Source organism: Streptomyces sp. NPDC028308, from assembly GCF_055565855.1.
In genome coordinates this window covers 178,758-192,085 of sequence record NZ_JBVHTO010000012.1, presented here as the reverse complement: position 1 = coordinate 192,085, position 13,328 = coordinate 178,758, and the positions used below count along the sequence as shown (strand labels likewise).

Genomic DNA, 13,328 nt, shown 5'->3' with positions numbered 1-13,328 from the left:
CGCCCGGGCCATGACCAGGGAGCCCGCCATCGCCCGCCAGCCGCAGCCGCAGCCGACGAACTTTGTTCCCGTCGACCCCCGAGCCGTGCTTTCTCCGGGAGTCGGGGCCGTGCCCCGCCGCGAGCACACGCCGTCGCGGCGGGTCGCGGGGACCGGACTCGGCTGACCCGACGCCGTGACCGCCGACGCCGTGCCGCCCGCGTCCGCGCCCGGACGCCTCCTCGCCGTGCTGGCCGCCTTCGACCGCGAGCACCCGGCGCTGAGCCTCTCGGACATCAGCCGGCGGGCCGGGCTGACCCTCACCACGACGCACCGGCTCGTGGGCGCCCTCACCGAGTGGGGCGCCCTGGAACGCGACCCGGGCGGCGTCTACCACGTGGGCCTGCGGCTGTGGGAACTCGCCGCCCTCGCGCCGCGCGGACCGGCGCTGCGGCAGATCGCGCTGCCGTACCTGGAGGACCTGTACGAAGCGACGCACGAAAACGTCCAGTTGGCGGTCCGGGACGGCTCCGAGGTCGTCTACACCGAGTGGCTCTCGGGGCGTTCCGCGGTCGGGGTCCGCATCCAGGTGGGCGCCCGCTGGCCCCTGCACGCGACAGGGGTGGGCCTCGTGCTGCTCGCCCACGGGGACAGCGCGTCCCAGGAGGCGTACTGCGCGGGTCCGCTCGCCTCTTTCACGCCGTACACCCTCACCGACGCCGAGCGGCTGCGCCGGATGCTGGCCGAAGTGCGGCGCACGGGCGTTGCGGTGAGCAGCCGTCAGGTCACCGAGGACGCGTTGTCGGTGGCCGCTCCGGTGCGCGGCCCTGGCGGGGCGGTCACGGCGGCGGTGTCGGTGGTGGTGCCCCAACAGGACGCGCAGGTGGCGGCGTTGATCCCGGCGGTACGGCTGGCCGCGCGCGGCATCTCCCGGGCCCTGGGCTGGCAGCCCACCCCGGACACGGCGGACCGGACCTCGGAGTGACGGCGAGGAGTCCCGAACGAGCCAGCCTGAAAACGGAGTTCGGCCGGTGCGGTGCCGGGCGTTGACCGGCCCGGACGCCGCTCCTACTGTCCGAGCGAGCGCCGACCAGCCTGCCGACGACCCCGCCGCAGCCCGCCAGGAGGCCGACATGACGCAAGCCCCGCGCATCGCCGAAGACCCGTCCGAGCCGTGGACCGTGCCCGAGCTCGTGGAGCGCAACGCCCGCCTCCACGCCGACCGGCCCGCGCTGTCCTGGCAGGAGCCCGGCACCGAGGAGTGGAGCACCCTGGACTGGGCCGGGGTACGGGAGCGCACGACGCGGCTGGCGGCCGGGTTCGCGGCACTCGGCGTCGGCCGGGGCGACCACGTGCTGCTCATGATGGCCAACCGGCCCGAGCACTGGCTCTGCGACCTCGCGCTGGTCCGGCTGGGCGCGGTGCCGGTCAGCGTGTACGGGACCTCCGCGGTGCCGCAGATGACGCACATCGCCCGCAACTGCCGTGCCGGCGTGGCCGTGGTGGAGGGCGCCGCCGAGGTGGACCGGTGGACGGCGTTGCTGGACGACGCGGGCACCCCGCTCACCCGGCTCGTCGTGGTGGAACCCGGGAGCGAGGGCACCCACCTGCCGTACGCCGCCCTGCTGAACGAACCGGTACCGGAGGAGTTCGGCAAGTCGCTGGACGCGTCCCGCCCCGACGACCCGGTCACCGTCGTGTACACCTCCGGCACCACCGGCGAGCCCAAGGGCGTGGTGCTCACCCACCGGCAGGTGCTGGCGAACGCCCGCGCCATCGAGGGTATCGTCGAACTCCCCCCGCAGACCGAGCACATCAGTTATCTGCCGTTCGCCCACATCGCGGAGCGGATGCTGAGCATCTATGTGCCCTGCCTGCGCCTCGCCCACGTGTACCTCTGCCCGGACCCGCAGCGTGTCGCCGGGGCCGTGCGGACGGTGCGCCCCGCCCAGTTCTTCGGGGTGCCGAGGATCTGGGAGAAGCTGGCCGCGACCGTGCGGACCGGACTCGCCGCCCTGCCCGCGGAACAGCGGGAGGCCGTCGAGGAGGCCACCCGGGTGGCACGGGAGTACGTCGGCTTCCTGGAGCGCGGCGCGGAGCCGCCGCCCGACGTCGCCGCGGCCTACGACCGTGCGCGGGAGCGGGTCATGGTACCGCTGCTGGCCGTCGGGGGGCTCGACCGGGTCACCTGGGCGGCCAGCGCCTCGGCGCCCATGCCGATCGACGTGGTGCGTTTCTGGGCAGGCTTCGGGATCGTCGTCATGGACGCCTGGGGGATGACGGAGACCGCCGGTGTGGCCACGGCGAACAGTCCGCGCAGCGGGTTCCGGCTGGGCTCCGTGGGGCGTCCCGTGCCGTCGGTGGAGATCCGGGTCGCCGAGGACGGCGAGCTGGAGGTGCGCGGCGAGTCGGTCTTCGCCGGTTACCTCCGGGAGGACGGCGAGGTGGTGCCCGCCGTGGACGAGGAGGGCTGGCTGCGCACCGGTGACGTCGGCCGGGTCGACGAGGACGGCTTCGTCTGGATCACGGACCGCAAGAAAGAGTTGATCATCACCTCGACGGGCAAGAACGTCTCCCCGGCGCTGGTGGAGAACGCCCTCAAGGAGCATCCGCTGATCGGGCAGGCCCTCGTGCACGGCGATCACCACTCGTACCTGGTCGCCCTGCTCGTGCTGGACCCGGAGACGGCTCCCGCGTGGGCGGCGGCGCACGGCGTCGAGGCGGGGCTCGGGCCGGACGCCCTGGCGCGGCATCCCGTCGTGCGGGCCGAGGCGGACCGGGCGGTCGCCGCCGCCAACTCCCGCCTGAACAGGACCGAGCAGGTCAAGCGGTACGAGCTGCTGGCCGAGGAGTGGGGCCCGGCCACCGGTGAGCTGACCCCGTCGCTGAAGATGCGGCGCCGTGTCATCCGCGAGAAGTACGCCGCAGCGCTGGCGGGCCTGTACGAGGACTGACCCGGCCGACGCGGGCGGCCGCACCGGACCGGCCGCCCGCCACCATGCCGCCCACCCGCCCGCTTGGCCGCCAGCCCGCCGCCCGACCCGGAAACGGAGGACTCCGGCGCGGGAAACGGAGGCCGGTTCAGGTGCGGAGCCCGGCCCAACTCACGGGAGGCGACCGCGCGTTCCGGCCCGCGTCCCGCCTTCACACCTTGAACTCCCGCTCCCCGTAAGGGTTTTCTCGGCTTGACCTCTTGACGGTTGGACCACCGGAGAGCACATTGGCCGCGCAGCTCCTTGAGAGCGCTCTCAAAAACACCCGCGCACCTCACTCCGTACCTGAAGAGGGCACCCCCATGAGTGAAACGTCCGGCACACCCGGCAGACGCGCCCCACTGCGGCGCGTGCTCATCGCCGTGTTCAGCACGCTCAGCCTGGCGGCGGCGGCAGCCACGGCCGCCACCCTCCCCGCCAACGCCTCCGCTCCCCCGCCCCCCTCCGGCTGGTCCCAGGTCTTCGTCGACGACTTCACCGGCGCCGCCGGCACGGGCGTCAACACCACCAACTGGCAGTACACGACCGGCACCAGCTACCCCGGAGGTCCCGCCAACTTCGGTACCGGCGAGATCGAGACGATGACGAGCAGCACCGACAACGTCTCCCTCGACGGTTCCGGCAACCTGCGGATCACCCCGCGCCGCGACTCCTCGGGCAAGTGGACCTCCGGCCGCATCGAGACCCGGCGCACCTACTTCCAGCCCCCGTCGGGCGGCAAGCTGCGCGTCGAGGCCCGTATCCAGATGCCGAACGTGACCGGCCCCGCCGCCAAGGGCTACTGGCCCGCGTTCTGGATGCTCGGCGCGCCCTTCCGGGGCAACTACTGGAACTGGCCGGGCATCGGCGAGCTGGACATCATGGAGAACGTCCAGGGCCTCAACACCGAGTGGGCCACGATGCACTGCGGCACCTCCCCGGGCGGCCCGTGCAACGAGACGTCGGGCATCGGCGGCAACACCCCCTGTACGGGCACGACCTGCCAGGCCGGGTTCCACACGTACGCCGTGGAGTGGGACAAGTCCACGAGCGTGGAGGAGATGCGCTTCTACCTCGACGGCGTCAACTTCCACACGGTCAGGGCCAACCAGGTCGACGCGACCACGTGGACGAACGCCACGAACCACGGCTACTTCATCATCCTGAACGTGGCGATGGGCGGCGGCTTCCCGGACGCGTTCGGCGGCGGCCCCGACAGCGGCACCGAACCGGGCCACCCGATGGTCGTCGACTACGTGCAGGTGCTGCAGGCCGCCGGCGGCGGCGGCGGCACCACCCCGCCCCCGTCCGGCAACCGGGACGCGTACAGCGCGATCCAGGCCGAGTCGTTCGACGGCCAGGGCGGCGTGAGCACCGAGACGACCACCGACTCCGGCGGCGGCCAGAACATCAGCGCGATCGGCAACGGCGACTGGGCGCTCTTCAAGGGCGTCAACTTCGGGTCCACGGCGGCCAGGCAGTTCTACGGCCGCGTCGCCAGCGGCGCGGCGGGCGGCGTCAGCGGTCTGGTCGAGGTCCGCCTGGACAGCCGTACGAGCACGCCGGTCGGCAGCTTCGCCGTGGGCAACACCGGCGGCTGGCAGAGCTGGAAGACGGTCCCGGCGAACATCACCGGCGTCACCGGCACGCACGACGTCTATCTGACCTTCAGCAGCGGCCAGCCGGCCGACTTCGTGAACGTCAACTGGTTCGACTTCGGCCACTGACGGCGAAGCGGCACGGGCACACGGGAGGGGCGGGCCACGCGGCCCGCCCCTTCAGCGCAGCTCCAGCCGGAACTGCGCCGGGGTCTGTTCCGTGTGCTGCTGGAAGAACTTGGAGAAATTGGCGGCGTCGGGGAAGCCGACGGCCGCGCCGACCCGGCCGATGGGCATCTCCGTGTGCGCGAGGAGCCGCTTGGCCTCCAGCGTGACCCGCTTGTCGATGAAGCCCTTGGGTGTCTCCCCGGTCGCCGCGCGCACCGCGCGGACCAGGGTCCGGCGGGAGTAACCGAGGGCGTCGGCGTAGGCGCTGACGCTGTGGTTGGTGGCGAAGCCCTCCTCGACCGCGTCCCGGAACCGGGTGAAGGTGGTGTCGCTCCGCCCCTGCGCCGCCTCGGCGGAACTGGCCGCCAGATGGGCCAGCCTGAGCAGGAACGCGGTCAGCGAGTGCCGCAGCACCGAGGTGTGCAGGCTGAGCGGCAGCGTGGCGGTGTCGACGTACTCGCGCTCCAGCTGGTCCAGGGAGTGCCGCAGGGCCGCGAGTTGTGCCGCGTCGGGCCGCAGCAGCGGCGGCTGGTCGTAGCGGTAGAGCCCGGTCGCCTCGACGGTGGCGCGCGGCAGGAAACCCGGTTGCATGGTGAGGGCGGTCCCGCGGTACCCGTTCGTACGGGAGAAGCGGTGGACCTGGCCGGGACGGATCCAGAGCAGCTCTCCCGCGGCGGCCTCGTACTCGGCGAAGTCGATCATGTGCCGGACGGGGCCCTCGTGGAACAGCATGACGACGTGGAAGTCGATGCGGTGCACGCGGTCCAGGGGTGCGTCCGCGTGCCAGGCGCGGCCGGTGCCCATGGGCCCGACCTGCATACCGACACCGGAGACGCTCAGGTCGACGGGGAAGGGAAAGGTCTTGATCCCGTCCTGCTCCCGGCTGCCGTCTCGGGTTGTTCTGTCCGCCATGTCCTTCTCGCGTCGGCTCGGTCCCGCACTCGCTGTCCCACTTTCACCGAAGGCTGACACAAGGGCACCTTCCCCGGCAAAAGTCAGACTTTTAAGTTTGAACACGTCCGAGCAGTAATCCCGCTCTCGCAGAGGACTTCTTGAAGATGAGCACGCAGACCTTCGACGGCTTCGAATGGACCGATCTCGACCGGCGTGCCGTCGACACCGCCCGCCTTCTGGCGGCCGATGCCGTGCAGCAGGTCGGAAACGGACACCCGGGCACCGCGATGGCGCTCGCCCCGGCGGCGTACACCCTCTTTCAGAAGGTGATGCGACACGACCCCGCCGACCCGGAGTGGACGGGCCGCGACCGCTTCGTGCTGTCCCCCGGCCACACCTCGCTGACCCTCTACACCCAGCTCTTCCTGTCGGGCTACGAACTCGGGCTCGACGACCTGAAGGCGTTCCGCACGCACGGCTCGAAGACGCCCGGTCACCCCGAGTACGGGCACACCGCGGGCGTCGAGACCACCACCGGACCGCTCGGCCAGGGTGTCGCGAACGCCGTCGGCATGGCGATGGCCGCCCGCTACGAGCGCGGCCTGTTCGACCCCGAGGCCCCGGAGGGCGAGTCCCCCTTCGACCACACCGTCTGGGCGATCGTCTCGGACGGCGACCTCCAGGAAGGCATCTCCGCCGAGGCGTCCTCCCTGGCGGGCCACCAGAAGCTCGGCAACCTCGTCTTCGTCTACGACGACAACCACATCTCGATCGAGGGCGACACCGCGACCGCCTTCTCCGAGGACGTCCTGAAGCGCTACGAGGCCTACGGCTGGCACGTCCAGCGGATCGAGCCCGGCGCCGACGGCGACATCGACGTGCACGCGCTGCACACGGCGCTCCGGCAGGCACAGGCCGAGACCGGGCGCCCCTCGATCATCGCGATGCGCACGATCATCGCCTGGCCCGCGCCGAACGCCCAGAACACGGAGGCCGCGCACGGCTCGGCGCTCGGCGCGGACGAGGTCGCGGCCACCAAGCGCGTCCTCGGCTTCGACCCCGAGCGCACCTTCCAGGTGGAGCCGGAGGTCCTCTCCCACGCCCGCGAGGCCCTGGACCGGGGCGCCGAGGCGCACGCCGCCTGGGACAAGCGGATCGCGGAGTGGCGCCTCGCGCAGCCCGAGCGCGCGAAGCTCTTCGACCGCGTCGTGGCGGGGCAGCTCCCCGAGGGCTGGGAGAGCGCGCTGCCGGTCTTCGAGGAGGGCACCTCGGTGGCCACGCGTGCCGCCTCCGGCAAGGTGCTCCAGGCCCTCGGCGGTGTCATCCCCGAGCTGTGGGGCGGCTCCGCCGACCTCGCCGGCTCGAACAACACCACGATCGACAAGACCAGCTCCTTCCTGCCGAAGGGCAACCCGCTGCCCGAGGCCGACCCGTACGGCCGCACGGTCCACTTCGGCATCCGCGAGCACTCCATGGCCGCGGAGATGAACGGCATCGCCCTGCACGGCAACACCCGCGTCTACGGCGGCACCTTCCTGGTGTTCTCCGACTACATGCGCAACGCCGTCCGCCTCTCCGCCCTCATGCAGCTCCCGGTGACGTACGTGTGGACGCACGACTCCATCGGCCTCGGCGAGGACGGCCCCACCCACCAGCCCGTCGAGCACCTCGCCTCGCTGCGCGCCATCCCCGGCCTCAACGTCGTCCGCCCGGCCGACGCCAACGAGACCGCGATCGCCTGGCGCGAGATCCTCCGCCGGCACGCCGCCGCCCCCGCCCCGCACGGCCTCGCGCTCACCCGCCAGGGTGTCCCGGTGTACGCGCCGAACGAGGACGCGGCCAAGGGCGGCTACGTGCTGCGGGAGTCCTCCATCGGCACGCCCGACGTGATCCTCGTCGCCACGGGCTCCGAGGTGCATGTGGCCGTCGAGGCGCGCGAGCGGCTCGAAGCCGAGGGGGTCGGCACCCGGGTGGTGTCGATGCCGTCGGTGGAGTGGTTCGAGGAGCAGTCCGCGGAGTACCGCGAGAGCGTCCTTCCGCCCTCGGTGAAGGCCCGCGTGGCGGTCGAGGCCGGCATCGGCCTGACTTGGTACCGGTATGCGGGTGACGCCGGACGCATCGTCTCCCTGGAGCACTTCGGCGCCTCCGCCGACGCCAAGACCCTCTTCGCCGAATACGGCTTCACCGCCGAGAACGTCGCCTCCGCCGCGCGGGAATCACTCGCCGCCGCGCGTGGTTGATCCCGTCGCCAGAAAGAAGATGATCACTGTGACCGAAGCAACCGCAGCCGCGGGAGCCCTGAAGCGCCTCTCCGACGAAGGCGTCTCCATCTGGCTGGACGACCTGTCGCGCAAGCGGATCACGTCCGGCAACCTCGCCGGACTCGTCGAGCACCAGCACGTGGTGGGCGTCACCACCAACCCCTCGATCTTCCAGGCCGCCATCGGCTCCGGCGAGGGCTACGAGGAGCAGCTCGCCGACCTCGCCGTACGCGGCGTCACGGTCGAAGAGGCCGTGCGCATGATGACCACGCAGGACGTCCGCGCCGCCGCCGACGTGCTGCGGCCCGTGTACGAGGCGACGGACGGCCGCGACGGACGGGTGTCCATCGAGGTCGACCCGCGTCTGGCGCACCGCACCGACGCGACGGTCGCCGAGGCCAAGCAGCTCGCCTGGCTGGTGGACCGGCCGAACGTCATGATCAAGATCCCGGCCACCGAGGCGGGCCTCCCGGCGATCACCGAGGTCATCGGCCTCGGCATCAGCGTGAACGTCACGCTGATCTTCTCGCTGGAGCGCTACCGCGCCGTGATGGACGCCTACCTGGCCGGTCTGGAGAAGGCCGGGGCCGCGGGCATCGACCTGTCCGGCATCCACTCCGTCGCCTCCTTCTTCGTCTCCCGCGTCGACAGCGAGATCGACAAGCGGCTGGCGAAGGTGGGCACCGACGAGGCGCTCGCGCTCAGGGGCCGCGCCGCGCTCGCCAACGCGCGCCTGGCCTACGAGGCGTACGAGGAGGTGTTCGGCGGTGACCGCTGGGCCGCCCTCGGCGCTGCCCGTGCCAACCGGCAGCGCCCCCTGTGGGCCTCGACCGGCGTCAAGGACCCGTCGTACAAGGACACGCTGTACGTCGACGAGCTGGTCGCGCCGGGCACGGTCAACACGATGCCGGAGGCCACCCTCAGGGCCACCGGAGACCACGGAGACATCCGCGGCGACACGGTGACCGGCGGCTACGCGCAGGCGCGCGCCGACCTGGCGGCCGTCGAGGGCCTCGGCATCTCCTACGACGAGGTCGTCGCGCAGCTGGAGGACGAGGGCGTGGCGAAGTTCGAGGCCGCCTGGCAGGACCTGCTGGAGGCCGTGGCGACGTCGCTGGAGCACAAGGGAGTTGAGGGGGCATGAGCGGGACACCCACCGAGGACACGGCGGGGCGGGAGGCCGGCGGGACGCCGGCGTCCCCCGCCGGGGAATCGAGGAACAGCGCGGCGAAGGCGGCCCCGAAGCGGGCGAAGGCCGAGGCGGCGAAGCCGGAGGCGGACACCACCGGGGCCGCGGCCGAGGACGTCCCCGCGGACGTGGCGAAGGCCCTCGGCGTGACCGGCGCCGACGCCGACTGGCGGAACCCCCTGCGCCATCCCCAGGACCGCAGGCTGCCCCGGATCGCGGGCCCCTCCGGGCTCGTCATCTTCGGCGTCACCGGTGACCTCTCCCGCAAGAAGCTGATGCCGGCCGTCTACGACCTCGCCAACCGCGGTCTGCTGCCGCCGGGCTTCTCGCTCCTCGGGTTCGCCCGGCGCGAGTGGGAGGACCAGGACTTCGCGCAGGTGGTGCACGACTCCGTGCGTGAGCACGCCCGCACCGAGTTCCGCGAGGAGGTCTGGCAGCAGCTCGCCGAGGGCATGCGGTTCGTCCCGGGCGACTTCGACGACGACACGGCGTTCAAGCAGCTGCGCGCGGCCGTCGAGGAGCTGGACGCCTCGCGCGGCACCAGCGGCAACTACGCCTTCTACCTCTCCGTACCGCCGAAGTTCTTCCCGAAGGTCGTGCAGCAGCTCAAGCGGCACGGGCTCGCGGACGCGCCCGAGGGTTCCTGGCGGCGCGCGGTCATCGAGAAGCCGTTCGGCCACGACCTGGCGAGCGCGCGCGAGCTGAACGCGATCGTGCACGAGGTGTTCGACCCGGACCAGGTGTTCCGCATCGACCACTACCTCGGCAAGGAGACCGTCCAGAACATCCTGGCGCTCCGCTTCGCCAACCAGATGTACGAGCCGATCTGGAACCGGTCGTACGTGGACCACGTGCAGATCACGATGGCCGAGGACATCGGCATCGGTGGCCGGGCCGGCTACTACGACGGCATCGGTTCCGCCCGTGACGTCATCCAGAACCACCTGCTCCAGCTGATGGCCCTGACGGCCATGGAGGAGCCGGCCGCCTTCGACGCCGAATCGCTGCTCACCGAGAAGCTGAAGGTCCTCAGGGCGGTGAAGCTGCCGGAGAACCTGGGCGAGCACACCGTGCGCGGCCAGTACGCGGCGGGGTGGCAGGGCGGCGAGAAGGTCGTCGGCTACCTCCAGGAGGACGGTATCGACGCGAAGTCGAAGACCGACACCTTCGCCGCCGTCAAACTGCAGATCGACAACCGCCGTTGGGCGGGCGTCCCCTTCTACCTGCGTACGGGCAAGCGGCTCGGCCGGCGGGTGACGGAGATCGCGGTCGTCTTCCAGCGCGCCCCGCACTCCCCCTTCGACCACACGGCGACGGAGGAGCTCGGCTCGAACGCGATCGTCATCCGCGTCCAGCCCGACGAGGGCATGACCGTGCGCTTCGGATCGAAGGTGCCGGGTACGTCGATGGAGATCCGGGACGTGTCGATGGACTTCGCGTACGGCGAGTCGTTCACGGAGTCCAGCCCGGAGGCGTACGAACGGCTGATCCTGGACGTGCTGCTCGGCGACGCCAATCTCTTCCCCCGTCATCAGGAGGTGGAAGAGTCCTGGAAGATCCTCGACCCGATCGAGGTCCACTGGGACACCCACGGCAAGCCCGCGCAGTACGCCTCGGGCACCTGGGGCCCCAAGGAAGCCGACGAGATGCTCGCACGAGACGGACGGAGCTGGCGCAGGCCATGAAGATCGACCTGACCGACACCACGGCAAGCAAGATCAACAAGGCTCTTGTGAAGGGCCGCCGGGCCATCGGCACGCCGGCCGTGGGCATGGTCCTCACGATGGTCATCGTGACCGACGAGGAGAACGCCTACGACTCCATCAAGGCGGCCGAGGAGGCGTCGCGCGAGCACCCCTCGCGCACCCTGGTCGTCATCAAGCGCCACGCCAGGACCCCGCGCGACCGCACCAACTCGCGTCTGGACGCCGAGGTCCGGGTGGGCGCCGACGCCGGCACCGGCGAGACCATCGTGCTGCGCATGTACGGCGAGGTGTCCGACCACGCCGACTCCGTCGTCCTGCCGCTGCTGCTGCCCGACGCGCCGGTCGTCGTCTGGTGGCCGGTGGACGCGCCGCAGATCCCGGTCAAGGACCCGCTGGGCGCCCTCGCCGCGCGCCGTATCACCGACATGTACGCGGTCGAGACGCCGCTCGCCGCGCTGGAGGCCCGCGCCGCCGCGTACGCGCCCGGTGACACCGACCTGGCGTGGACCCGGCTGACGCCGTGGCGCTCGATGCTGGCCGCCGCGCTCGACCAGGCCCGGACGAAGGTGATCTCGGCCGCCGTGGAGAGCGAGGCCGAGAACCCGAGCGCCGAGCTGCTGGCCCGCTGGCTGGAGGCCCGCCTCGGGGTCGCCGTCGAGCGGGTCGTCACCGCGGGTCCCGTCGTCACCGCCGTCCGGCTGGGCACCGAGAACGGCGAGATCCGCATCGACCGCCCCGAGGGGCCGCTGGCCACCCTGGCCCTGCCGGGCCAGCCCTCGCGCACCCTGGCTCTGAAGGTGCGCAGCACCTCCGAGCTGATCGCCGAGGAGCTGCGGCGCCTCGACGCGGACGAGATGTACGCCGTCGCCCTGCGGGGCGAGGGCACCAAGGAGATTCCCACCGATGTCTGACACCCCCAAGCTCACGCACCGTCCCGAGTGGACGGCGCTGGAGGACCACCGCGCGCAGGAGATGCTGCACCCGCGGCTGCGTGAGCTGTTCGCCGCGGACCCCGGGCGCGCGGACCGCTACACCGTGCGCGTCGGCGATCTGCGCATCGACTACTCCAAGCACCTGATCACGGACGAGACCCTGGCGCTGCTCCAGGAACTGGCCACGGCCACCGGCGTGTTCGGGCAGCGGGACGCCATGTTCCGCGGCGAGAGGATCAACGTCACCGAGGACCGGGCCGTGCTGCACACGGCGCTGCGCGCCCCGCGCGACGCGGTGGTCGAGGTCGACGGGGAGAACGTCGTGCCGGGTGTGCACGCCGTGCTCGACCGGATGGCCGACTTCGCCGGGCGCGTCCGCTCGGGTGAGTGGACCGGGCACACCGGCAGGCGCATCAGGAACGTCGTCAACATCGGCATCGGCGGCTCGGACCTCGGTCCGGCGATGGCCTACGACGCGCTGCGGGCGTTCGCCGACCGCTCGCTGACGGTGCGGTTCGTGTCGAACGTGGACGGCGCCGACCTGCACGAGGCCGTCCGCGACCTGGACCCGGCGGAGACGCTGTTCGTCATCGCCTCGAAGACCTTCACCACGATCGAGACGATCACCAACGCCACCTCGGCGCGGACCTGGCTGCTCGCCGGGTTCGACGGCGACGAGAAGGCGGTCGCGAAGCACTTCGTGGCGTTGTCGACGAACGCCGGCAAGGTCGCGGACTTCGGCATCGACACGGCCAACATGTTCGAGTTCTGGGACTGGGTCGGCGGCCGGTACTCCTTCGACTCCGCGATCGGCCTGTCCCTGATGATCGCGATCGGCCCCGACCGCTTCCGCGAACTGCTCGACGGGTTCAGGACCGTGGACGAGCACTTCCGCACCGCGCCCGCCGAGTCCAACGCCCCGCTGCTGCTGGGCCTGTTGGGCGTCTGGTACGGGAACTTCTTCGACGCCCAGTCGCACGCGGTGCTGCCGTACTCGCACTACCTGTCCAGGTTCACCGCGTACCTCCAGCAGCTCGACATGGAGTCCAACGGCAAGTCGGTGGACCGCGAGGGACGCCCCGTGGAGTGGCAGACCGGCCCGGTCGTCTGGGGCACCCCCGGCACCAACGGCCAGCACGCCTACTACCAGTTGCTGCACCAGGGCACCAAGTTGATCCCGGCGGACCTGATCGGGTTCGTCAACCCGGTCGACGAACTGAGCGACGAACTCAAGGCGCAGCACGACCTGTTGATGGCCAACCTCTTCGCGCAGGGCCAGGCGCTGGCCTTCGGCAAGACGCCGGACGAGGTGCGCGCCGAGGGGGTGCCCGAGGAGCAGGTCCCGCACCGCACGTTCCGCGGCGACCACCCGACGACCACCGTCCTGGCGACCGAGCTGAGCCCCTCGGTCCTCGGCCAGCTGATCGCGCTCTACGAGCACAAGGTGTTCGTCCAGGGCGCGATCTGGAACATCGACTCCTTCGACCAGTGGGGCGTCGAACTCGGCAAGGTCCTCGCCAAGCGCGTCGAACCCGCGCTCACCGAGGGCGCCGACGTGCCCGGGCTCGACCCCTCCACCGCCGCCCTCGTGGCCGCCTACCGCACTCTCAGGAAGAAGTGAACTGACAT

9 protein-coding genes are annotated in these 13,328 nt (G+C 71.5%); 8 read left to right on the top strand and 1 reads right to left on the bottom strand.

Annotated elements, in window-relative coordinates; translation table 11 throughout:
• The first annotated feature begins 190 nt into the window (after nt 1-190).
• The 3 genes from ACZ4VA_RS27915 to ACZ4VA_RS27905 all read left to right on the top strand — a co-directional run bounded on the left by ACZ4VA_RS27915 (nt 191) and on the right by ACZ4VA_RS27905 (nt 4,678).
• Nucleotides 191-964 carry an IclR family transcriptional regulator gene (locus tag ACZ4VA_RS27915; RefSeq protein ID WP_356166345.1) on the top strand — a complete coding sequence of 258 codons (774 nt, stop codon included), beginning with the start codon at nt 191-193 and terminating at the stop codon, nt 962-964.
• A gap of 148 nt (nt 965-1,112) precedes the next feature.
• Nucleotides 1,113-2,933 (top strand): AMP-dependent synthetase/ligase, encoded by a 1,821-nt coding sequence (locus ACZ4VA_RS27910; protein WP_468082882.1) that lies wholly within the window; start codon nt 1,113-1,115, stop codon nt 2,931-2,933.
• Between the two features lie 341 nt (nt 2,934-3,274).
• Entirely contained in the window at nt 3,275-4,678 is a 1,404-nt protein-coding gene (locus ACZ4VA_RS27905; RefSeq protein ID WP_468082880.1) for a glycoside hydrolase family 16 protein, read from the top strand.
• Nucleotides 4,679-4,729: 51 nt separating this feature from the next.
• On the opposite strand, the gene ACZ4VA_RS27900 is transcribed toward ACZ4VA_RS27905, so the two are convergent.
• Nucleotides 4,730-5,629: a helix-turn-helix transcriptional regulator gene (locus ACZ4VA_RS27900; protein WP_355794181.1), complete on the bottom strand. Its 900-nt coding sequence runs from the start codon at nt 5,627-5,629 to the stop codon at nt 4,730-4,732.
• Between the two features lie 146 nt (nt 5,630-5,775).
• On the opposite strand from ACZ4VA_RS27900, the gene tkt reads away from it, so the two are divergent.
• The 5 genes from tkt to pgi are packed head-to-tail and all read left to right on the top strand — an operon-like array spanning nt 5,776 to nt 13,320.
• Nucleotides 5,776-7,851, top strand: coding sequence for a transketolase (gene tkt, locus ACZ4VA_RS27895; protein ID WP_468082878.1), 2,076 nt, complete (start codon nt 5,776-5,778; stop codon nt 7,849-7,851).
• A gap of 19 nt (nt 7,852-7,870) precedes the next feature.
• Entirely contained in the window at nt 7,871-9,016 is a 1,146-nt protein-coding gene (gene tal / locus ACZ4VA_RS27890; RefSeq protein ID WP_468082876.1) for a transaldolase, read from the top strand.
• Nucleotides 9,013-10,746 carry a glucose-6-phosphate dehydrogenase gene (gene zwf / locus ACZ4VA_RS27885; protein ID WP_355788695.1) on the top strand — a complete coding sequence of 578 codons (1,734 nt, stop codon included), beginning with the start codon at nt 9,013-9,015 and terminating at the stop codon, nt 10,744-10,746. Before tal ends, zwf begins: the two co-directional genes overlap by 4 nt.
• Nucleotides 10,743-11,678 carry a glucose-6-phosphate dehydrogenase assembly protein OpcA gene (gene opcA / locus ACZ4VA_RS27880; RefSeq protein ID WP_355788698.1) on the top strand — a complete coding sequence of 312 codons (936 nt, stop codon included), beginning with the start codon at nt 10,743-10,745 and terminating at the stop codon, nt 11,676-11,678. The genes zwf and opcA overlap by 4 nt, the downstream gene beginning before the upstream one ends.
• Complete coding sequence (gene pgi / locus ACZ4VA_RS27875) at nt 11,671-13,320, top strand: glucose-6-phosphate isomerase (RefSeq protein ID WP_356237905.1); 1,650 nt, start codon at nt 11,671-11,673, stop codon at nt 13,318-13,320. The genes opcA and pgi overlap by 8 nt, the downstream gene beginning before the upstream one ends.
• The last annotated feature ends 8 nt before the right edge of the window (nt 13,321-13,328 follow it).